We start from the raw sequence: 21,774 nt of genomic DNA on the forward strand, positions 1-21,774 counted from the left end.
TTTGAGGTCCATAGGTTTCAGCTCTCTCCAGGGCATGGTCAGATCCTCGCGAAATCGACCATGCCAGTTAAAAACTGTTACCTATGTGCGTGAACTGATTTGTAACCCATGTGGGTGAGTCATACCGCAAAGACCTTTTGGTTACTTTTGGGGCGTCTGCCAAAAGTAACCCGCTGTAAGAGCGGAACCCTAAGCCGCCGTTACCGCAGCAATGGATCTGCACTCAATCCAAAACCGCCATCGCGAGCAGGCTCGCTCCCACAGGTTCTCAAACCAAACACTCAATACCCGTTGGAACCATAATCCGGAGTAAACGCAAACCCCACCACCCGCTCAACCCCCGTCTCCAACCGTCCATCCGGCCAAAGCCGCAACCACCGATACCCCGGCGCCTGCCCCCCCACCGCAAAATCCTCACTCCCCGGCTCGAACTGGATGCAAGTCGAAGGCGAAGCCAGCAAGCGAACCCCCTCACGCACCTGATCGACCTCCTGGTGCACATGCCCCCACAGAACAGCCCGCACCTGGGGAAACCGATCCAGCACGGCAAACAACGCATCAGGATTGCGCAACCCGATGGGCTCCATCCACCCACAGCCAATCGACACCGGATGATGATGCAGGCACACCAGGTGGTGCCGCTCCGGCGCCTCGCTCAGCGCATTGGCCAACAGAATCAATTGCTCCTCGGCCAAAAAGCCCGGCACCGACCCCGGCACGGCGGAGTCGAGCATCGTCACGCGCCAGTTGCCGATGTCCACCACCGGATCGAGCAGTGTGCTCTGGACCGCCGCCTGGAGCATCACCTGCGGCTCGTCATGATTGCCCGGCAGCCAGCGCGCCGGCGCGTCGATCCGCGCACTCATGTGCCGGAATGCCTCGTAGGATTGCAGCGTGCCGTCCTGGGACAGATCCCCGGTGGCCAACAGCAGGTCGATCTTCGGTTGCTGGCCCAACACCAGGTCGATGACCGCCCGCAGGCTGTCGCGGGTGTTCATGCCCAGCAACGCGGTGTCGGCCTCGGCGAACAGGTGGCTGTCGGACAGTTGGACCAGCAACACCGGGTCGGTGGCGGTCAGGGTGGATACGCTCGGCAAATCGCTCTCTCCCGGCGCGCTCACGCCGTTGGATGAAGCCGCAATTATGCTGGGGATGATCGAAAGGGGAAACCCGCGAACCGGAACCGGTTCACAGACAGCGCACTAGCGAACCACTTCGAATTCGTGACCCAGCGCCAGGCAATGACTCAGCCATTCACCCAGGAACAGGTTCAACTGGGCTTTTTCATCCGGCTGGTGCATCGAGGCATTGGGGTAAGGATAGATGCCGCGAAAGCGTCGCGCATGCTCGGCGCTCACGACTTCGGCCATGCGTGCGTCGTGATAGACCTGGACCTCCAGTTGCGGCACCGGCAGCCACGGCAGGCTGTGCTCCTGGCGCACCTGCAAGGTGGTGGTGTAGGGGCAGGCCTGCAACACTTCGAGGGCCAGCACGCCGAGCATCTGGTCGCCATGGGTCACGGCGATGCGCCGGGGTGCCGGGTCGTTGCGCATGTCGGGCAACAGGCGCATCAGGCGGGCATAGTTGGCCTCGCAGGCGGCTTGCAGCCCTACCAGGTCGACGCGATAGCGGTCGCGCAGTTTGCTCAGGACCATAGCCCCCTCACTTCATCGCGGTTCAAGGCCAGCCATTGCAGGGCAATGATGCTGGCGGCGTTGCAGATACGTCCGTCGCGCACCGCTTGCAGGGCATCCTCGAACGCCCAGGCTTTTACGCGGATGTCTTCGGCTTCCTCCTCCAGGCCGTGCAGGCCGCCAGCCCCCGAGCTGTCGCAGCGCCCGAGGAAAAGATGCACGAACTCGTCGCTGCCGCCCGGCGAGGGGAAATACCGGGTCATCGGCCACAGCGCCGCGAAGACCAGCCCAGCTTCCTCCTGCGCTTCGCGATGAGCAACTTCTTCCGGTTGCTCGTCCTTGTCGATCAGGCCGGCCACCAGCTCCACCAGCCAGGGATTGGCGGCCTTGTCCATGGCGCCGACGCGAAACTGTTCGATCAGCACCACTTCATCGCGCTGCGGGTCGTAAGGCAGTACGCACACCGCGTCATGGCGCACGAACAGTTCACGGGTGATTTCACGGCTCATGCCGCCGGCGAACAACTCATGGCGCAAGCGGACGCGATCGAGCTTGTAGAAACCCTGGAAGCAGTTCTCGCGCTTGACGATGTCCACGGTGCCCGGCGTGGTGTTGGCGAAATCGGTCATGTCAGTCCTCGCTTGCGGTAATCAATACGAGGTTCCAACCTCGGCTTCGCGCCATCCTAACGCGCCCGTACCCTTTGATGCAGCCCCTTTCCCGTCATCGGGATGGACGGCCAGGCGCAAAATCACTCTAATGAGCTTAGTGGCGAACTGATTGCCTTGCTGACAGTCGAAGCGGGTAACTTTTCGCCTTTCCCTGTTCCACGAAGGACGCCCATGTCGCTTTTCAGAATTGTCTCGCTGGCCGCCATCGCCCTGACGCTGGGTGCCTGCCAAAGCCTGTTCCAACCCAACTACCGTACCCCGCTGGAAACCACCCGCGACGCCTCGGAGCAATTGCAGCCGGGCTGCGCCAGCGCCGATTGCCCCCTGGTGAACATCGACACCGTGCACTTCCCGGCCGAGCCGGCCCTGGACGGGCTCATCGAAAAACGCCTGCTGCAAATGACGCGCACCACCCCGGACGCCCCGGTGGCGCCCACGCTGGCCGCCTACCGCGAACAGTTCCTGCGCACCGCGGCGCCCCGCACCAGCAGCTATTTGCAGGCCAAGGTACGTGAGCAGCATGACGGCTTGGTGATCGTCGAACTGTCGAGCTACCTGGACACCGGCGGTGCCCACGGCACGCCGGGGCGCGGTTTCATCAACTACTCGCGCCAGCAGCACAAGGCGCTGACCCTGGCGGACATGTTGCTGCCGGGCCAGGAAGAAGCCTTCTGGAAAGCCGCCCAGGTCGCCCACAACAGCTGGCTGATCAGCACCAAGCTGGATCAGGAACCGGACTTCCTGAAGCAGTGGTCCTTCCAGAAGACCCCGCACATCGCCCTGACCTACGGCGGGGTGATCCTCAAGTACGAAACCAGCACCATCGCGCCTTACGCCCTGGGCCACATCGAACTGAAGATCGCTTACCCGCGCCTCAACGGCATCCTCAAGCCCGAGCTGTTCCCGGGCCGTAGCTGAACGCCCGGCCCAGCAGCAGTTGCAGCAACCCTGCCAGGACCAGCGCCGGCAGGGTCGCGCCGACGTCGGGGTAGAGGTTGGCCAGCAAGTGATAAGTGCTCACCCCGCCCAGCCAGGCCAACAGGGCCGGCCAGCGCAACGCGGCCGACGCCACTTGGCTGCCACGCTTGCGCAGGATGAAGTGGTCCACCAGCACCACGCCGAACAACGGCGCGAACACCGAGCCGATCAGCAACAGGAAATTCTGGTACTGCGCCAAGGGCGCGAAGCAGGCGATCAAGGTGCAGATGACGCCAATCGCCAGGGCCAGGTGCTCGACCTTCAGCCCCGACAGCAAACCGCTGGACACCGCTGCCGAGTGGATGTCGGCGAAGGCGTTTTCCGATTCGTCCAGCAGGATCAGCAGCAATGGAATGCCCAGTCCCGCGCCTGCCAGCGCCAGCAACAGCGCATTGACCTCACCGCTCGGGGCGAACGCCAGGGTGTAGGCAACGCCCAGGCTCATCAGCCAGAAGTTGCCGATGAAGAAGCCCAGTGCGGTGCCGCCGAAGACGTTCCGCGCCCGCTTGCCGAAGCGTGAGTAGTCGGCGATCAGCGGCAGCCACGACAGCGGCATGGCGATCGCGATGTCGAACCCCACGGCCAGCGGCATCGAGCCGTCGCCGGCCTGGGCCCACAGCGCCGCCAGGTCGGCCTTGGCGAACAGGTTCCAGGTCAGCCAACTGCACGCCGCCAGCAGCAACCAGATGCCCCATTTGCGCAGGACCTTGCGCACGAACGTCAGCGGCCCGCTCACGGCGAGCAAGGTGGCCAGGGCGCCGAAGAACAAGGTCCACAGCAACGGATTCGCCCCCAGGCTGCCTTCGCTGAAGGCCCGGGCGCCCAGCAGGCTGGCCGCGTCACGCATGACGATGATTTCGAACGAGCCCCAGCCCACCAACTGCAACAGGTTCAACAGCGCCGGCACGCTCGCGCCCTGGCTGCCGAGGCTGAGCTTGAGGGCGGCCATGGCCGACAGGCCGGTGTCGCTGCCGATCACGCCGACGGCCGCCAGCAGCAAGACGCCCACCAGCGTGCCGAGGAAAATCGCCAGCAACGCGCCGCTCAGGCCCAGGCCCGGCGCCAGCAAGGCCCCGACCTGCAAGACCATCAGGCCGATGCCGAGGGAGAACCACAGGGAGAAGAGATCGCGGGCGCCGAAGACGCGTTTGTCAGTGGGGACGGCGATATCGGGGGAATAGGTACTGGGTTGGGTGTTCAAGGGTTGTTATCTCGAAGGGATATTTGTTGTTCTGACAAATCGCTTTCGCGAGCAAGCTCGCTCCCACAATGGATCACCGGCGCACACAGATTTTGTGTTCGCAACAGATCCCCTGTGGGAGCGAGCTTGCTCGCGATGGCGACGGTGAACACACCGCCGCCCTCAGCCCAGTTCACACTTTCTTGTAAAGCTGACTACCTTCCTGCTTGAACCGCTCGGCCTGCTCCGCCATCCCTTGGGCAACCTCCACGTCCACCGCTTCAATGCGCTGGTTGGCCGCGTACTCACGGACCTCCTGGGTGATTTTCATCGAGCAGAACTTCGGCCCGCACATCGAGCAGAAATGCGCGACCTTGGCCGAGTCCTTCGGCAGGGTTTCGTCGTGGTACGAGCGGGCAGTGTCCGGGTCGAGGCCGAGGTTGAACTGGTCTTCCCAGCGGAACTCGAACCGCGCCTTGCTCAAGGCGTTGTCACGGATCTGCGCGCCCGGGTGCCCCTTGGCCAGGTCGGCCGCATGGGCGGCGATCTTGTAGGTGATGATGCCGGTCTTGACGTCATCCTTGTTCGGCAAGCCCAGGTGTTCCTTCGGCGTGACGTAGCAGAGCATGGCGCAACCGAACCAGCCGATCATCGCCGCACCGATGCCGGAGGTGATGTGGTCGTAGCCCGGCGCGATGTCGGTGGTCAGCGGGCCGAGGGTGTAGAACGGCGCCTCGTCGCAGCACTCGAGCTGCTTGTCCATGTTTTCCTTGATCAACTGCATGGGCACGTGGCCGGGGCCTTCGATCATGCATTGCACGTCGTGCTTCCAGGCGATCTTGGTCAGCTCGCCAAGGGTTTCCAGCTCGCCGAACTGCGCTTCGTCGTTGGCGTCGGCAATCGAGCCCGGACGCAGGCCGTCGCCCAGCGAGAAGCTGACGTCGTAGGCCTTCATGATTTCGCAGATGTCTTCGAAGTGGGTGTAGAGGAAGTTTTCCTTGTGGTGCGCCAGGCACCACTTGGCCATGATCGAACCGCCACGGCTGACGATGCCGGTGACGCGCTTGGCGGTCAGCGGCACATAGCGCAGCAGCACGCCGGCATGGATGGTGAAGTAGTCGACGCCCTGCTCAGCCTGCTCGATCAACGTGTCGCGGAACAGCTCCCAGGTCAGGTCCTCGGCCACGCCGCCGACTTTTTCCAGGGCCTGGTAGATCGGCACGGTGCCGATCGGCACTGGCGAATTGCGGATGATCCACTCGCGGGTTTCATGGATGTGCTTGCCGGTGGACAGGTCCATCACCGTGTCCGAGCCCCAGCGAATGCCCCAGGTCAGCTTCGCCACTTCTTCTTCGATGGACGAACCCAGCGCGCTGTTGCCGATGTTGCCGTTGATCTTCACCAGGAAGTTGCGGCCGATGATCATCGGTTCCAGTTCGGTGTGGTTGATGTTGGCCGGGATGATCGCGCGGCCACGGGCGATTTCGTCACGCACGAATTCCGGGGTGATGACTTTCGGTACGCTGGCGCCGAAGCTGTGGCCGGCGTGTTGCTGCTCCAGCAGGCCGGCGGCGCGGGCCACTTCCAGCTTCATGTTTTCGCGGATGGCGACGTATTCCATCTCGGCGGTGATGATGCCTTTGCGCGCGTAGTGCATCTGGCTGACGTTGGCGCCCGGCTTGGCGCGGCGCGGGTTGTTGACGTGGGCGAAACGCAGTTGGGTCAGCTCGGGATCGGCCAGGCGCTGCTGGCCGAAGTTGGAACTCAGGCCGGCCAGGCGCTCGGTGTCGCCACGGGCCTCGATCCACGGCGAGCGCACGTCGGCCAGGCCCTTGCGCACGTCGATGATCACGTTCGGGTCGGTGTAGGGGCCCGAGGTGTCGTACACCGTCACCGGCGCATTGATCTCGCCGCCGAAGTCGGTGGGGGTCACGTCGAGGCTGATCTCGCGCATGGGCACGCGGATATCCGGGCGGCTGCCCTGGACGTAGATTTTTTGCGAGCGGGTAAAGGGCTGGACCGATTGCTGATCGACCTGGGCCGATTCACTGAGGTTGGTCGCGTTTTTTGATTTTGTCGTCATCACGGGCTCTCCAGACACACATCCAGGCAGTGGATTTTTGTCGGAGCGAACCTGTAGCGAATGGACGCGATCCTGCACCAGGGTGCGGATGCTGTGCTTGCTGCACGAGGCTGTTCGATGGTCGAACAGGATCCCGGACGAAGCACAAGAGGACTCGCCGGGTGACGAGAAATCTTGTTCCCTACGCAGGCGTTAACCTGATCAGGTTCAACGGGATCCGAAATTATTCGATCTCAGCCTCATAGCAAGGCACCCCGACAAGAACCCGGCCAGTCTAGACACAACTCCCCGGGAATGCCATCACCTGGGCAAAAGCCGTGATGAATGGCGCATATACAGGATTGTTGCCGTGCGCGGGCGCAACTACACTCGCTACGCCGCGCCTCTCTTGTGCGCTACTCATCCGTGAAATAGGGATCGCCTCATGCTGCGCAAACTCTCACTGGCCCTTGCCGTGTCTTGTGCGTCCAATGGAATGGCCTGGGCCGCCGAAGCGCCCTTGACCACCAAAACCGATCTGGTGAGCGTGTATCAGGAAGCGGTGGACAACAACGCCGACCTGGCCGCCGCCCGTGCCCAGTATGGCGCGCAGAAAGAAGTGGTGCCCCAGGCGCGGGCCGGGCTGCTGCCCAACCTGTCCGGTGGTGCCGAAGTGGCCAACGTGCGCACCGACATCGACCAGCCGGCCGCCGTCGCCACCCGCAGCGCCCGCTCGTACCAGGCCACCCTGTCCCAGCCGCTGTTCCGTGCCGATCGCTGGTTCCAGTTCCAGGCCGCCAAATCGGTGAACGAACAGGCGTCGCTGCAATTGTCGGCCACCGAGCAGAACATGATCCTGCAAAGCGCCGAGAGCTATTTCAACGTGCTGCGCAGCCAGGACAACCTGGCCTCGACCAAGGCCGAGGAAGCCGCCTTCAAGCGCCAACTGGACCAGTCCAACGAACGCTTCGACGTGGGCCTGTCTGACAAGACCGATGTCTTGCAGTCCCAGGCCAGCTACGACACCGCGCGGGCCAACCGGATCCTCGCCCAGCGCCAGGTCGACGACGCCTTCGAAGCGCTGATCACCCTGACCAACCGCCAGTACAACTCGATCCAGGGCATCGTCCACACGCTGCCGATCCTGCCGCCGGCGCCGAACGACGCCAAGGCCTGGGTCGACACCGCGGCCAAGCAGAACCTCAACCTGCTGGCCAGCAACTATGCGGTCACCGCCGCCGAAGACACGTTGCGCCAGCGCAAGGCCGGCCACGCACCGACCCTGGACGCCGTGGCGAAGTATGAAAAAGGCGACAACGATGCCTTGGGCTTCAGCAACCCGAATGCGTTTGGCCAACCGTACGGGGGTGACGTCGAGCAGCGCACCCTGGCGTTGCAGTTGAACATCCCGATCTACAGCGGCGGCTTGACCAGCTCCCAGGTGCGCGAGTCCTACTCGCAACTGACCCAGACCGAACAGCAGCGCGAAGGCCTGCGGCGGCAGGTGGTGGAAAACACCCGCAACCTGCACCGCGCGGTGAACACCGACGTGGAACAGGTCCAGGCGCGGCGCCAGTCGATCATTTCCAACCAGAGCGCGGTGGAAGCCACGGAGATCGGCTACCAGGTGGGTACGCGCAACATCGTCGACGTGCTGGACGCCCAGCGCCAGCTGTACACCTCGGTGCGCAACTACAACAACGCCCGCTACGACTACATCCTCGACAACCTGCGCCTCAAGCAGGCCGCCGGCACCTTGAGCCCGGCCGACCTGCAGGACCTGTCGCGCTACCTCAAGCCCGACTACAACCCGGACAAGGACTTCCTGCCGCCGGACCTGGCGCAGGCGGCGGCGCAGCAGTTGCGTTCACGGCCGACGCAATAACACACCGATCCCACTGGCGACGACTAACCCTTGTGGCGAGGGGATTTATCCCCGCTGGGGTGCGAAGCACCCCCAATTCAAACCGCCTGACACACCGTACAACCAGGTTTTGGGGCTGCTGCGCAGCCCAGCGGGGATAAATCCCCTCGCCACAAAAGCATGCGCCCGCTCATAGCAGGCGATCTGCTCGCGATCAGTCAATCAACCGCCCCAACCCATCCAGCAACCGCTGCAATGCGCCTTGATTGCTGCGCATCACCGCAAGCCCTGCCTCGGCCATGCGCTGGGCATCCCGGGGCAGTTCGAACAGGCGCTGGACCGCCAGGGCCAGGCTTTCGGCATCTTCGACTTCCTGAAGCGCCCCGGCGCTGCGCAGTTGGGCGGCGATTTCGAAGAAATTGAACAGGTGCGGGCCGCTGAGGACCGGTTTCGCCAGCGCCGCCGGCTCAAGCAGGTTATGTCCACCATTGGCCACCAGGCTGCCGCCGACAAACGCGCTGTCGGCCAACGCATAGAGAAACAGCAACTCGCCCATGGTGTCGCCGAGCAATACCGACGCCTGGCCGGTGATCGGTTGCGCGCTGGAGCGCCGGACAGTAGCGAAGCCCCGGCTTTCGCAGAGCTGGTGCACGGCGTCGAAACGCTCGGGATGGCGCGGCACCAGGATCAGCAACGCATCGGGGTAACTGTCGAGCAACCGCCGATGGGCGTCGAGTACCACCTCGTCTTCCCCTTCGTGGGTGCTGGCGGCGATCCACACCGGACGCTCCATGGCCTGCCACTGGCGCCGCAGGGCGTTGGCGTTCTCCAGCAACTGCGGGTCGATCGTCAGGTCGAACTTGATCGAGCCGGTGACCTCGACGGTCTCCGCCCGGGCGCCCAGTTGACGAAAACGCTCGGCCTCGGCTTCGGTCTGGACGGCGAACAGGCTCATCTCGGCGAGCATCGGCCGGGTGAGCCCGGGGAAGCGCGCATAGCCTCGGGCCGAGCGCTCCGACAATCGGGCGTTCGCCAGGGCCACCGGAATCCCCCGGCGGGCGCACTGGTGAATATGATTGGGCCACAACTCGGTTTCCATGATCACCGCCAGGCACGGGCGCACCCGGTCGAGGAAACGGCGGGCGGCGCACGGCAAGTCGTACGGCAGGTAGCAATGCTGGATGCGCGGCTCGTTGGCGAACAAGGCCTGGATCCGCTCCGACCCGGTGGGGGTCATGCAGGTGACCGTGATCGGCAACTGTGGATAACGGTGCAGCAAGGCGCGGATCATCGGTGCGGCGGCGATGCTCTCGCCCACCGAGACGGCATGCACCCAGATACCGCCCGGCGCCATGGCCGGCAACCCCCGGGAAAATCGTTCACCGATGCGCCGGGCATACGCCGGCGCCTTGCGTGCCCGCAACCACAGCCGAATCGCCACCAGTGGCAGCCCCAGATAAAACAATGCGCTATAGAGAGTTCTGTTCATGGCGGCGGAGTTTATCGGTTTTTCAACCGATCGCCTGCAACTGCACGGCAAAACGTTCCGCCAGCCAGCGAGCGGCCGGCCCCAGGGGCTCGTCGCGGCGCCAGACCAGCTCCACCACCAGGGCCGGCGGGGTCCATTCGCTGTTGAGTTCCACCATGTCACCCAGGTAAGCCGGGTATTGCACCACGTGCCGTGGCAACCAGGCCCAGCCCAGGCCGCTTCTCAGCCATTCGGCCAATACGTAGAAGCTGTCGGCGCGCCAGACTTGCGGGCTGGCTTGCTCACTGCCGGGGTAGACGCTGGACTGGGTCGCCATCAGCAATTGCCGATGCCGGGCCATGTCCCGGCAGGATACGTAATCGTGGCTGGCCAGCGGATGCCCCCTGCCGCACACCGTGACCATCTCGACACTGCCCAGCACGCGGCGCTCCAGGGCTTCGGGAATCTGGTCGTGGTAGAACAACAAGCCGAGGTCGGCGCGACGCTCCACCAGCTTGCGCGCCACATCGCCCTGAGCGGCGCTGGCCAGTTGCACTTCAAGAGTGGGGAATCGCTCGGCCAACGCCGCCAGGCTGTCGATGACCGGTTGATAAGGCATGGCCTCGTCCTGGGCCAGGCGCAGGGAGGCTTCCTCGCCGCGCATCAGCGCCAGCGCCCGGCCGTTGAGGCGCTCGCATTGGCGCAGGACTTCCCGAGCCTCCTCCAGCAACGCCTCGCCGGCCTCGGTGAGCGTCGGTTGGCGACCGCTGCTGCGCTCGAACAGGCTCACCCCCAGGTCGGTTTCCAGCCAGGCAATCGCGCTGCTGATGGCCGACTGGGCCTTGCGTTGGTCCCGCGCCACGGAGGAGAACGAGCGCTGCTCGGCGACCGCGACGAACAGGCGCAATTGCTCCAAATTCCACTGCACAGCCATGGCGCAACCTATCTCGAATACAGATAGGTAATGACTTTACCGCATCTGCCCAGGTTCTAGAATGGCGCCATCGAACGACGCAACTTCACCGAGGACTGCCCATGAACGCCTACTACTACCTGGCAATCGCCATCTGCGCGGAAGTGATCGCCACCGTTTCGATGAAAGCGGTGAAAGGCCTGAGCACGCCCCTGCCCTTGATCCTGGTGATCGCCGGCTACGGCATCGCCTTCTGGATGTTGACCCTGGTGGTGCGCACGGTCCCGGTGGGCGTGGCGTATGCGGTGTGGGCCGGGATGGGCATCGTCATGGTCAGCGTGGCGGCGCTGTTCCTCTACGGGCAGAAGCTGGACGTGCCGGCGATGCTGGGAATGGCGCTGATCGTGCTGGGGGTTGTCGTGATCCAGCTGTTTTCCAAGACCGCGGGGCACTGAAGCGGCAGGCCGGGGCGACATCCTCTCGCTTGTATCTTGCAGCTTGAAGCTTGAAACTTGCGGCTTCATTTCTCCCGAGGTCGCTGCATGCCATCCGTTATTTCCACCGACGTTCTGATTGTCGGCGCCGGAGTCGCCGGCCTCTGGCTGAATGCGCGCCTGCGCCGGCAGGGCTTTTCGACCGTGCTGGTGGAGAGCGCCAGCCTCGGCGGCGGGCAGAGCGTCAAATCCCAGGGCATCATCCACGGCGGCGCCAAGTACGCGCTGCACGGTGCCCTGACCGGCGCCTCGGAAGCCATCGCCGACATGCCACGGCGCTGGCGCGAAGCCCTCAAGGGCGAAGGCGAGCTGGACCTGTCCGGCGTGCGCATGCTATCGGACGCCCATTACCTCTGGTCCCCCGGCACCCTCGCCGGCAACCTCACCAGCTTCTTCGCCAGCAAGGCCGTGCGCGGGCGGGTCGACCAGGTCAAGGGTGAGCAGTTGCCGCCCGCCCTGCAAGACAAGCGCTTCAAGGGCAAGGTCTATCGCCTGGCCGAACTGGTGGTGGACGTTCCCAGCCTGATCGCGCGCCTGGCAGAACTGGCCGGCGACGGCTTGCTGGCCGGGCAGCACATCGAACCGCTGCGTGAAGGGGGCGAACTGGTGGGCCTGAAGGTGGACGAGCGCGAGATCCGCGCCCAGCGCATTGTCCTCAGCGCTGGCGGCGGCACTGCCGACCTGCTCCGCACCCTGGGCTTGGACCAGCCGGCCATGCAGCGCCGGCCGTTGCACATGGTCCTGGTCAAGGGGCCAAGCCTCAAGCCGCTCTACGCCCACTGCCTGGGCGGTGGACCGAAGCCGCGCGTCACCGTGACCACCCACCCGGCCGCCGACGGCCAATGGGTCTGGTACCTGGGGGGCGACCTCGCCGAAGGCGACGGCGTGGCCCGCGAGCCGGCGGCGCAAATCGCAGCCGCCCAGAAGGAGCTTGGCCAATTGCTGCCCTGGATCGATCTCGGCACCGCACGCTGGGCGACCCTGCGGGTCGATCGCGCCGAACCGTTGCAGTCGGGCCTGACCCGTCCGGACAACGCCTTCCTCGCCGAGCAGGATCGCCTGCTGGTGGGCTGGCCGACCAAACTGGCCCTGGCGCCGGACTTCGCTGACCGGGTGATCGGCGCGCTGCAACGCGACGGCATCCAGCCGAGTCACCCGGCGCCCTTGCCGGACCTGCCGAAACCGCCCATGGGCGTCCCAGCCTGGGAGCAACTGCTGCCATGAGCCAACCGACCCTGCACGACCTCTACCGGCCACTGGGCCATAACGGCCCACAGGTCTCGCCACTGGGCCTGGGCACGGTCAAGCTGGGCCGCGACCAGGGCGTCAAATACCCCAACGGTTTCCAGATCCCCGACGACGAGCAGGCGCGCATGTTGCTCAAGTTGGCGCGGGACCTGGGCATCAACCTGATCGACACCGCGCCGGCCTACGGCCGCAGCGAAGAACGCCTCGGCCCGCTGCTGCGCGGCCAGCGCCAGGATTGGGTGATCGTCAGCAAGGTCGGCGAGGAATTCAGCGACGGCCTATCGCGCCACGACTTCAGCGCCGCCCATACCCGACGCTCGGTGGAACGCAGCCTCAAGCGCCTGGAAACCGACTACATCGACCTGGTGCTGGTGCACTCCGACGGCAATGACCTGGCGATCCTCGACGACAGCGAGGTCTACCCGACCCTTTCGGCACTCAAGCGCGAAGGCAAGATCGGCGGCTTCGGCTTTTCCGGCAAAACCGTCGAAGGCGGCTTGAAAGCGCTGGAGCAAGGCGATTGCGCCATGGTCACCTACAATCTGAACGAACGTCACGAGAAGGCGGTCATTGACTACGCCGCCGCCCACGGCAAGGCGATCCTGGTCAAGAAAGCCCTGGCCAGCGGTCACGCCTGCCTGGGCCCTGGGGTGGACCCGGTGCGGGCCAGTTTCGAACTGTTGTTTGAACGTCCCGGGGTCGCCAGTGCTATTGTCGGCACCATCAATCCGCTGCACCTCGCCCACAACGTCGCGACCGTCGCCAGGGTCCTGCGTGAGAACTGACGCCGCTTGACGCGGCATGAAGAAGGAGTCGACATGCCGCGTACGCTCATCCGCAAGAACCCAAGCAACTTCAAGACCCTGCCTCTCTTCGTCGAAGCGACCCCCGAAGGCCTGGCTTACCAGAGCGTCGGCATGCCGCTGAATTTCGCCCAGACCCTGCAGCGCCGCCGCCCTGTGACCGTGGCCGACGCCGAGCGTTTTTCCCTGGAGCTGGCCAACCTCGGCGTCTCGGTGCGCCTGACCCTGCATTGGCAGAATCGCGATTACTGGGTGCTGGTGCGCCAACGCCGGCAAGACCGTGGCGATGTGGTGCTCAAGTTGATTTCCGGCTACGTCCCGGCCCATGAACTGAACCTGCCGCTGCTCACCGCCATCAGTGAGATCGCCGAGGAATGCCTGCTGGAGACCCCGGAGGGCTGGCTCGGCGGGCGCTTCAACGACACCTGGCTGCCGGCCCCCTACGCCAGCGCCCTGCACTACCGCGAGGCCCTGCCGTTCCGCCTGACGCCGCTGTCGGGCTCGGCGAGGCCGGTGCGCAATGGCAACCTGCAATTGATCGAACGGCCACGGGCCTACGTGCACCTGCCCACGGCGTCCCTGCAGTTGATCTATGACTTGCGCCTGGACGTGCCCAGGGAAGCCAAGTCCCTGAGCCTGTTCCACGTCGACGAACGCCTGGAGGGCGATCAACTGGTGGCGCGCCTGGACCGCAAGCGACCCGACCTCTACCTGATGCCGCTGCAGGACGGGCAACCGCTGCCGGAGCTGTACACCTTGAAGAAAGACCAGTTGTACCCGGCGAGCACGCGCGGGCTGTACCTGGCGGAAAGTTTCGCCAAGCAAGACGGCTGGCTGGTGCGTGACGAGCGGATTCGCTGGAAGGACTGGCTGCGCCAGCAAGGGTTGGCGCCTCCGGGCAAGGAATCGGGGCTGACCCGACTCAAGGGCAAGGCCCGGCAACTGCTGAAGAAGATCGTGCCACGCAAGGCGGCCCGTTAGCTAACCCTAAAGCCCTGTGGGAGCGAGCCCGCTCGCGATAGTGGTGTGTCGGCCAGGTACAAGCTGGCTGATCCGACGCCATCGCGAGCGGGCTCGCTCCCACAGGTTCCGCCTTGCCGGATGTCGCTGGGCAAGGTTCAGTGGTTGCGGATCTTCTCCACGATCGCCGTCGTCGAGCTGTTCTCCACCAGCCCCAGCACCTTCACGGTGCCGCCATAGGCCGCAACGATGTCCGCGCCCACGACCTGGTCGATCCCGTAGTCACCGCCCTTGACCAGCACATCCGGCTTGACCTGGCGCAGCAGGTTCTCCGGCGTGCCTTCGCTGAAGCTGATCACCCAGTCCACCGCGCCGAGGCCGGCCAGGACCGCCATGCGCCGGTCGACGCTGTTGATCGGCCGACCCGGCCCCTTGAGACGGCTCACGGAGGCATCGTCATTGACCGCGACGATCAGCCGGTCGCCCTGGGCCCTGGCTTGTTCCAGGTAGGTCACATGGCCCGCGTGGAGAATGTCGAAGCAGCCATTGGTAAAGACGATGGTTTCGTTGTGGGCGCGGGCGTCGTCGACTGCCAGCAGCAGTTGTTCCAGGCCCAGCACACCGCGCTCGGAGCCTTCCTCACGCTGGATGGCACGCCGCAACTCCGGGGCACTGATGGCCGCCGTACCCAGCTTGCCAACCACGATGCCAGCCGCCAGGTTCGCCAGGGCCACCGCATGGGGCAGTTCCTCGCCCGCGGCGATGGCGGCGGCCAGGGTGGAGATGACCGTGTCGCCGGCCCCCGTCACGTCGAACACTTCGCGAGCCCGGGCGGGCAGGTGCAACGCCGGATGATCGGGGCGCAGCAGGGTCATGCCGTGCTCGCCACGGGTCACCAGCAGGGCGCCGAGGTCGAGGTCCTGCATCAACTGGGCGCCCTTGCTCACCAGCTCGTGCTCATCGACGCAGCCGCCGACGATGGTTTCGAACTCGCTGAGGTTCGGCGTGATCAGGCTGGCGCCACGGTAGATGGAGAAATCCTTGCCCTTGGGATCGGCCAGGACCGGAATACCACGGGCACGGGCGGCCTGGATCAGCACCTGGTGGTTTTTCAACGCACCTTTGCCGTAGTCCGACAACACCAGCACCTTGACCCCTTCGAGCAGCTTCTCGACCTCCCCGCCAAGGGCCAGGGGATCGGTGGAAAACGGTTCTTCGAAGTCGATACGCAGCAGTTGCTGGTGACGGCTCATGACCCGCAGCTTGACGATGGTCGGCTGGTGCGCAACGCGCTGGAAGATCGCCCGCACACCTGCGCCCTTGAGGCTGTTGGTCAGGCTGTCGGCGGCCTCATCGTCGCCGGTCACGCCCACCAGGGAAGCCGGCGCGCCGAGGGCGGCGATGTTCAGGGCCACGTTGGCGGCGCCACCGGGACGGTCCTCGATGTTCTCGACCTTCACCACCGGTACCGGTGCCTCGGGGGAAATCCGTGAGGTACCGCCATGCCAGTAGCGGTCGAGCATGACATCGCCGACCACCAATACAGGGGCTTGATCGAATCGCGGCATGGACAACTTCATGGAGATCCCACATACAAAATGAACAGGGGCGCGATATTAGCACAGGGTGGTGAAGGCTGATTCATGGCTGTGTGCCACCACCTTCACCAGCCGGCCTCTGCCCTACCAGGAGAAGCGATATGCCCCCGGGCCCGCCCGATCAGCCCCGCAGCAATGCCGACAGCCGTTCACAAGCCTCGGCCAGGGCCACTTCGCTGGTATCGATCTGGCAGTCCGGCGCGAGCGGTGCCTCGTAGGGGCTGTCGAGCCCGGTGAAATGCTTGATTCGCCCGGCGCGCGCTTCGCGGTACAGGCCCTTGGGGTCGCGCTCGGCACAAACTTCCAGCGGCGTGCTGACGTAGACCTCCACGAAGGTGCCGTCCGGGAACAATTGCCGGGCCGCCTCGCGGTCAGCCCGAAACGGCGAGATGGCCGCGACGATGACGATCAGGCCGGCATCGACCATCAACCGCGCCACCTCGCTGATGCGCCGGATATTTTCCTTGCGCGATTCGGCATCCATGCCCAGCCCCCGGCACAACCCCTGGCGCAGGTTGTCGCCGTCGAGCAGGGCCGTGTGCAGGCCTCGCTGGTTGAGTTGCACTTCCAGGGCGTTGGCCAGCGTCGACTTGCCGGCCCCCGACAGCCCGGTCAACCAGATGCAGCGTGGACGCTGGGCCTTGATCGCAGCCCGATCCCGGGGTGTAAGCGCCAGTGCATGAGGATGTGCCTGCACTGGCGACTGCCCTTCCTTTGACATTTGCTTCATAACCGAGCATCCCATGATCATGGTCGCACGCAGGCCCGGGAGATCAGGCGATATTGTGGACCGGAGCGTCCAGCCCCATGGCGTGAAGGCGCGCGTAGTAGCCGTTCTGGGCCAGCAGCTCACCGTGGGTGCCCCGCTCGACGATCCGGCCCTGGTCCATCACCAGGATCATGTCGGCTTTCTCGATGGTCGACAGCCGATGCGCGATGACCAGGGTCGTGCGGCCTTTCATGACCTGGTCCAGCGCGGCCTGGATGTGCCGTTCAGACTCGGTGTCCAGCGCCGAGGTGGCCTCGTCGAGGATCAGCAGCGGGGCATTCTTCAGCAGTGCCCGGGCAATCGCCAGGCGCTGGCGCTGGCCACCGGAAAGCAGCACGCCGTTTTCGCCCACTTCGGTGTCCAGGCCGTTCGGCAACTGGGCAATGAAGTCCATGGCGTAGGCGTCCTCGGCGGCCTTTTCGATGTCCGCCCGAGGCGCGCCGGCCAGGTCACCGTAGGCGATGTTGTTGGCCACCGTGTCATTGAACAGCGTGACGTGCTGGGTCACCTGGGCGACATGACGGCGCAGGTTGCGCAGGCGATAGTCTTCGATTTCCACGTCGTCGAGCAGGATCTGGCCGACCTCGTGGTGGTAGAAGCGCGGGATCAGGCTCGCCAGGGTCGACTTGCCGCTGCCCGAACGCCCCACCAGCGCGATCATCTGCCCGGGAGCGGCGGTGAAGCTGATGTCCTTGAGCACCTCACGGTCGGCACCGGGGTAGGTGAAGCTCAGGTTGCGCACGTCCAGGCGACCGCTGACGCGCTCCTGCTCGACCGTACCGGAATCGACTTCCGGCTCGACGTCCAGTTGCTCGAAGATGCTCTCGGCGCCGGCCACGCCCTTCTGGATGGTGGAGCTGACTTCCGAGAGCTGGCGAATCGGCTTGGGCAACAAGCCGGCGGCGGTGATGTAGGCCACCAGGTCGCCCGCCGTCGCTTCGCCACGCAGGAACAGCACCAGGAACATCAGGGCCGCCATGGCGGTGTAGATCACCAGTTGCAGCATCGGCGTGTAGACCGCGCCGGTGCGCGTCATGCGCAACTGTTTATCGGTATTGCCCTGGCTGGCGCGGGCAAAGCGCTCTTCCTCGTAGGCCTCGCCACCAAAGCTGCGCACCACGCGATAGCCCTGGATGGTCTCGGACGCGACGTGGGTCACGTCGCCCATGGCCACCTGGATCTTCTTGCTTTGCTTGCGAAATTTCTTGCTGGTGCTGCTGACCATGACCGCGATCAGCGGCAGGATCGCCAGCATCACCAGCGTCAGCTTCCAGTTCATCCAGACGAGGTAGGCGAAGAGAAACACCACGGTGAGGCCTTCGCGAATCACCACCTTGATGGCATCGGTGGCGGCACCGGTGACCATCGTCACGTTGAACGTGATGCGGGAGATCAGGTGACCGGAGTTATGGGTGTCGAAATAGCGGTTGGGCAAGACCAGCAGCTTGTTGAACAACTCGACCCGCAGGTCATGTACCAGCCCCAGGGAGACCCTGGCCAGGTAGTAGTTGCCCAGGAACGACCCCAGGCCCTGCCAGGCCGCGATCAGGATGATCAGCAGCGGTACCGCCATCAGCAGCTTCAAGTCCCTGAGGTAGGGCACGTTGGGAAAGAGCACCGCATCGGGGTTGCTCAAGCCGTCGACAAAATACTTGAGGATCCCGGCCAGCATGGGCTGGGTGGAAGCAAATATCACGAAACCCACGATACTCAGCAGGAAAATGCCCGCGTAGGGTTTGACGTATCCCAGCAACCGAAAATAGATCTTCAGGCTGGAATCCTGTTCCGCTTTGGGCGGTGCGTCACTCATCGTCGAGCTCACTGGTTAGGAAGAACGCGGAATTTTATCACAGCCGCCGGAATTGGCCCGCGCCCAGGTCAAAACGCCCGCCAGGCCGATCGGCAGCCAGCTGATGAACCATTCGGCGCGCGGGGTTCCGGTGAGGCTTGAGGCATCGAATTGCATCGCCAGGAACGAAAATACCCACATGCCGAGTACACCCCGGCCCAGCAGGCTGTCCCGGGCCCGCCAGGCTTCGCGCAGCACGGCGAACCAGACGATGCACCACAGCAGCAACCCGGGCAGGCCGAGCAGGATAGCGATGTGGCTGAACAGGTTATGGGCGTGATCGAAGGTCATGCCATTGCTGAGCACCCGATAATCCCCACCTGCCCCGATTCCGCTCCATGGGTGTTCGGCGATCATGTGCAGGCTCGACACCAGGATCTCGGGTCGATAGGAAGCGCCGCGCGCCATCACCAGGGGTTCGAGCAGCCAGAAGGTGAACATCGCCAGCACCAGGGTCGTCGCGGCGATCACCCGGGTGCGCTGGTCTCGGCAGTAGATCGGCATGGCCAGCACACTGAGCAGCAACGCCAGCGCCGCGCCCCGGCTCTGGCTCATCACCACGAACACCCCGAGCAGCGCCAGGGCCACCGCCCATACCACCTGCAGCCCGATACGCCGTGGCATCCAATGGAGCATCCAGACTGCCGCCAAGCCGATCACGTAGCCCCCCAGGATCGGGTGGGACAACTCCCCCAACCCTTCCAGGCGCTCCTGCCATGGATTGTGTTTGATCCCGTAGAACTGGACGATGGCCATCAAGGCCGTCAGCGCGAGCCCCAAGCCTCCCCACTGCATGAGACGCATCACACGCTCGGGCCGGCCGTCGGCAAGGATCGGGAAGAACAGCAGGAACACCAGGATATAGAGTAGCCGCTTGATTTCCCGGACCGGTTCTGCCGCTTCGGCCCAGGACAGGCTGATCAGCGCCCACGCCATCAGCGCCAGCAACGCGGTGCAAATCAGGCGCTGTGCGCGCCACAACTCCACCAACCGATGACGGGCCGGCCAAGCGAAGGCGATCGCCGGCAACCAGACGAATGCGACCAACCCTTGCTGATAGACTTTGTTGGTCGGTGCCAAGGCTATCGCCAGCAAGAACCATAACAAGCCAAGGGCCATCCATCCCTGTGCCCAACGTGTTGTTTGCATCTATCGCTCCTAAACGGTCTGCCGGCCAAGCCGGCATGGTTAAAACGTGAACTTTTGGGCATCATGGCCCGCCACGGCACCGGTTCTATCAACAAGGTTTCCCTACGATGCAATCCTCACGGCTTCCCCAAGCCGCTTTGAATCAATTGATTGAAGGCGCCAGCATTCTGGAGGCCGACAGCTACGGCCCGAAAGTCTATCTGCTGCAGGATGGGAATATTCTCAAATTGTTCCGCCGCAAGCGGCTTTTTTCTTCGGCTCTTCTACGGCCGTATTCAACGCGATTCATCGATAACGCCGTCCGCCTGCAGAAACTCGGCGTGCCGACACTCCAGGTGCTGGCCGCCTACACCCTGGACAAGCCCGGCATGACGGCCGTGCTGTACCGCCCCTTGCCGGGCAAAACCCTGCGGCAACTGTCGAACCAGGAAAACTTCAACTGGCACCAGGCCCTGCCGGCGCTGATCGAGTTGATCCGCAGCCTGCACGCCAGCGGCATCTACTTCCGCTCGCTGCACCTGGGCAACATTGTCGTTACACCGGAAAACCAGTTGGGATTGATCGACGTCGCCGACATGCGCTTCCTGCGCTCGCCGTTGCCACGCTACCTGGCACGGCGCAACTTGCAGCATTTCGCACGCTATATTGCCCGTGAAAACCTGAACGGGAGCTTTCCCATGCAAGCGTTGGAGAGCGCCTTATTGGCCGCCTGAGATCAGTTGCCGGGCGGTCTGGCTGAAACTCAGCCAGGCCTCCTCCGGCGCCAGGGCCTGGTATTGGGCCTTGGCGACCGTATCGACCGGGACCTGCGCGGCCCGGGTGATGGCCTCGCTCCAACCACCTTCGTCGTTGATCGGCGCGTACCAGCCGGTGTCGCCCAGTTGCTCGCGGAAAACGGCCAGTTCGCTGGCCAGGACCGGAGTGCCGGCCAGGACCGCCTCCTGGAGAATCAGGCCGAGGCCCTCGTCCAGGGACGGGATCAGCACCCAATCAAAGGCCTTGTAGAGCCTGGCGACATCCTCCAGGTGCCCGGTCAGCAAGACCTTGCCAGCCAGGTCCGGCTGGGCCATCCGCGCTTGCAGCGCATGGCGCCGGGGGCCTTCGCCCACGATGACCAGGCGCCAGTCCGGATGATCGGCGGCCGCCCGGCCGAACGCCTCCAGCAGGCTGGCGAAGCCTTTTTTGCTCACCAACCGTCCCACCGCACCGAATACCCGTCCGCCGGCATCCGGCAACCCCAGTCGGGCACGGGCTTCTTCACGGGACAGGAGCGCGGAGCGGAAGGCGATCGGGTCGAAGGCGCTGCGCAGGGCAGTCACCGGGATGTTCAACGTTTGCTGGAGCGACGTCGCCAGGGTTTCAGAGACCGCCGCCAAGGTCAGGCGGGAAACCGGGAACCCGCGCAGCAGCTCACGAGCCTTGACGCTGAGGCGCGTCGCACCGTGGAAGATCACCACCACACGAATCTGCGGCATGTCCTTGAGAACCGGCAACAACGCCCGGGCCACGCCCACACCGTCGAGCAGCACCACACGGGCATCGCTGTCGAGCAATGCCTGGCGGAACCGGCTGTGCATCAGGGGTTTGAACAGGCGCCAGATATGACGCCCCTTGAGTCGCGCAGACGTCAGCTTCCATTCACGCGCCGGGCCTACATCGACCTGGCAAGCCGCTGCCGAGCCCTGCAAGAGCCACGTCTTGACAGGCATCGGCGACTCCATTCGCGAAAGGATCTGATGATGGACCTTGTGTACCGAAGCGAACGGCGCGCCGCCCGCCCACATGACATTGATAATGCTCATCGAGCCGGAAACCTTTTTTCACGGACCGGTATTCGAGCTTTGCAGCGTTCAGTAATTGATAAGCCAGCCAATGCAGACTCCGAGCAAGAGAACCAGGGACAGCTTGATTTGCTCGCGGCGCTGGCGATGTGCCTTGCATTGACGCTCCGCGGGCACTTCCATGTGAACCCCGAATCCAGTGTGTAAAACAGCATCCCCTTCCAGCACGACCGCCGTCAAGTTCAGCTGAGCATAGCGAAGTGGCGGGGCTTTTTCGCCGACGAAGTCGGCAAAGGCGGCGCGGTTTCGATTCTTCATCCTACACAAGCCAGGAAGAAGGGAGCCCCGAAACA

Annotated in this window: 19 protein-coding genes, 1 pseudogene and 1 riboswitch; of the genes and pseudogenes, 7 read left to right on the plus strand and 13 right to left on the minus strand. The window is 64.3% G+C overall.

Features of this window, described 5'->3' with window-relative positions; all coding sequences use genetic code 11:
• Positions 1–281 precede the first annotated feature (281 nt).
• The 3 genes from cpdA to Q6A48_RS21630 form a co-directional block, all read right to left on the minus strand.
• Entirely contained in the window at positions 282–1,097 is an 816-nt protein-coding gene (gene cpdA / locus Q6A48_RS21620) for a 3',5'-cyclic-AMP phosphodiesterase (RefSeq protein WP_304556262.1), read from the minus strand.
• Positions 1,098–1,202: 105 nt separating this feature from the next.
• Positions 1,203–1,655 (minus strand): DUF1249 domain-containing protein, encoded by a 453-nt coding sequence (locus Q6A48_RS21625; RefSeq protein WP_304556263.1) that lies wholly within the window; start codon positions 1,653–1,655, stop codon positions 1,203–1,205.
• On the minus strand, positions 1,646–2,263 hold the full coding sequence (locus Q6A48_RS21630) for an NUDIX domain-containing protein (RefSeq protein WP_304556264.1): 618 nt from the start codon (positions 2,261–2,263) through the stop codon (positions 1,646–1,648). The genes Q6A48_RS21625 and Q6A48_RS21630 overlap by 10 nt, the downstream gene beginning before the upstream one ends.
• A 213-nt stretch (positions 2,264–2,476) precedes the next feature.
• Between Q6A48_RS21630 and Q6A48_RS21635 the strand changes: the two genes are divergently transcribed.
• Positions 2,477–3,223 (plus strand): DUF3298 domain-containing protein, encoded by a 747-nt coding sequence (locus Q6A48_RS21635; protein ID WP_304556265.1) that lies wholly within the window; start codon positions 2,477–2,479, stop codon positions 3,221–3,223.
• On the opposite strand, the gene cytX is transcribed toward Q6A48_RS21635, so the two are convergent.
• Both cytX and thiC read right to left on the minus strand, forming a co-directional pair.
• Complete coding sequence (gene cytX, locus Q6A48_RS21640) at positions 3,192–4,484, minus strand: putative hydroxymethylpyrimidine transporter CytX (RefSeq protein WP_304556266.1); 1,293 nt, start codon at positions 4,482–4,484, stop codon at positions 3,192–3,194. The genes Q6A48_RS21635 and cytX overlap by 32 nt on opposite strands.
• Positions 4,485–4,656: 172 nt before the next feature.
• The gene (gene thiC / locus Q6A48_RS21645; protein WP_304556267.1) at positions 4,657–6,546 is read right to left on the minus strand and encodes a phosphomethylpyrimidine synthase ThiC; all 1,890 of its coding nucleotides are present in this window, start codon (positions 6,544–6,546) and stop codon (positions 4,657–4,659) included.
• Between the two features lie 161 nt (positions 6,547–6,707).
• Positions 6,708–6,813: riboswitch (TPP riboswitch) on the minus strand.
• A 157-nt stretch (positions 6,814–6,970) separates the two neighbouring features.
• Between thiC and Q6A48_RS21650 the strand changes: the two genes are divergently transcribed.
• Positions 6,971–8,410, plus strand: coding sequence for a TolC family outer membrane protein (locus Q6A48_RS21650; protein ID WP_304556268.1), 1,440 nt, complete (start codon positions 6,971–6,973; stop codon positions 8,408–8,410).
• 193 nt (positions 8,411–8,603) lie between these two features.
• On the opposite strand, the gene waaA is transcribed toward Q6A48_RS21650, so the two are convergent.
• Both waaA and Q6A48_RS21660 read right to left on the minus strand, forming a co-directional pair.
• A complete protein-coding gene (waaA, locus tag Q6A48_RS21655; RefSeq protein ID WP_304556269.1) occupies positions 8,604–9,878 on the minus strand; it encodes a lipid IV(A) 3-deoxy-D-manno-octulosonic acid transferase in 1,275 nt (424 codons plus the stop codon).
• A gap of 22 nt (positions 9,879–9,900) precedes the next feature.
• Positions 9,901–10,791 carry a LysR family transcriptional regulator gene (locus tag Q6A48_RS21660; protein WP_304556270.1) on the minus strand — a complete coding sequence of 297 codons (891 nt, stop codon included), beginning with the start codon at positions 10,789–10,791 and terminating at the stop codon, positions 9,901–9,903.
• A 101-nt stretch (positions 10,792–10,892) separates the two neighbouring features.
• Between Q6A48_RS21660 and Q6A48_RS21665 the strand changes: the two genes are divergently transcribed.
• The 4 genes from Q6A48_RS21665 (at position 10,893) to Q6A48_RS21680 (ending at position 14,296) form a co-directional block, all read left to right on the plus strand.
• Positions 10,893–11,225, plus strand: coding sequence for a DMT family transporter (locus Q6A48_RS21665; RefSeq protein WP_304556271.1), 333 nt, complete (start codon positions 10,893–10,895; stop codon positions 11,223–11,225).
• A gap of 87 nt (positions 11,226–11,312) precedes the next feature.
• Positions 11,313–12,488 carry an NAD(P)/FAD-dependent oxidoreductase gene (locus tag Q6A48_RS21670; protein ID WP_304556272.1) on the plus strand — a complete coding sequence of 392 codons (1,176 nt, stop codon included), beginning with the start codon at positions 11,313–11,315 and terminating at the stop codon, positions 12,486–12,488.
• Positions 12,485–13,297, plus strand: a complete 813-nt coding sequence (locus Q6A48_RS21675; RefSeq protein ID WP_304556273.1) for an aldo/keto reductase — start codon at positions 12,485–12,487, stop codon at positions 13,295–13,297. Before Q6A48_RS21670 ends, Q6A48_RS21675 begins: the two co-directional genes overlap by 4 nt.
• 33 nt (positions 13,298–13,330) lie before the next feature.
• A complete protein-coding gene (locus tag Q6A48_RS21680) occupies positions 13,331–14,296 on the plus strand; it encodes a metal ABC transporter ATPase (RefSeq protein WP_304556274.1) in 966 nt (321 codons plus the stop codon).
• A gap of 137 nt (positions 14,297–14,433) precedes the next feature.
• On the opposite strand, the gene hldE is transcribed toward Q6A48_RS21680, so the two are convergent.
• The 4 genes from hldE to Q6A48_RS21700 form a co-directional block, all read right to left on the minus strand.
• On the minus strand, positions 14,434–15,855 hold the full coding sequence (gene hldE, locus Q6A48_RS21685) for a bifunctional D-glycero-beta-D-manno-heptose-7-phosphate kinase/D-glycero-beta-D-manno-heptose 1-phosphate adenylyltransferase HldE (RefSeq protein WP_304556275.1): 1,422 nt from the start codon (positions 15,853–15,855) through the stop codon (positions 14,434–14,436).
• Positions 15,856–15,994: 139 nt separating this feature from the next.
• Positions 15,995–16,594, minus strand: coding sequence for an adenylyl-sulfate kinase (gene cysC / locus Q6A48_RS21690; RefSeq protein ID WP_304556293.1), 600 nt, complete (start codon positions 16,592–16,594; stop codon positions 15,995–15,997).
• A 52-nt stretch (positions 16,595–16,646) separates the two neighbouring features.
• A complete protein-coding gene (gene msbA, locus Q6A48_RS21695; RefSeq protein ID WP_304556276.1) occupies positions 16,647–18,452 on the minus strand; it encodes a lipid A export permease/ATP-binding protein MsbA in 1,806 nt (601 codons plus the stop codon).
• A gap of 15 nt (positions 18,453–18,467) precedes the next feature.
• Positions 18,468–19,640: an O-antigen ligase family protein gene (locus tag Q6A48_RS21700; RefSeq protein WP_304556277.1), complete on the minus strand. Its 1,173-nt coding sequence runs from the start codon at positions 19,638–19,640 to the stop codon at positions 18,468–18,470.
• A 107-nt stretch (positions 19,641–19,747) separates the two neighbouring features.
• Between Q6A48_RS21700 and Q6A48_RS21705 the strand changes: the two genes are divergently transcribed.
• Positions 19,748–20,353, plus strand: coding sequence for a BUD32 family EKC/KEOPS complex subunit (locus tag Q6A48_RS21705; RefSeq protein ID WP_304556278.1), 606 nt, complete (start codon positions 19,748–19,750; stop codon positions 20,351–20,353).
• Here the strand turns inward: Q6A48_RS21705 and Q6A48_RS21710 are convergent.
• Both Q6A48_RS21710 and Q6A48_RS21715 read right to left on the minus strand, forming a co-directional pair.
• On the minus strand, positions 20,339–21,442 hold the full coding sequence (locus Q6A48_RS21710; RefSeq protein WP_304556279.1) for a glycosyltransferase: 1,104 nt from the start codon (positions 21,440–21,442) through the stop codon (positions 20,339–20,341). The genes Q6A48_RS21705 and Q6A48_RS21710 overlap by 15 nt on opposite strands.
• A 48-nt stretch (positions 21,443–21,490) precedes the next feature.
• Positions 21,491–21,763 (minus strand): annotated as a pseudogene (locus Q6A48_RS21715) (glycosyltransferase family 2 protein); the annotation flags it as partial.
• Between the last annotated feature and the right edge of the window lie 11 nt (positions 21,764–21,774).

Origin of the sequence: Pseudomonas citrullilanati (assembly GCF_030580855.1) — a bacterium.
Lineage (GTDB): Bacteria > Pseudomonadota > Gammaproteobacteria > Pseudomonadales > Pseudomonadaceae > Aquipseudomonas > Aquipseudomonas citrulli.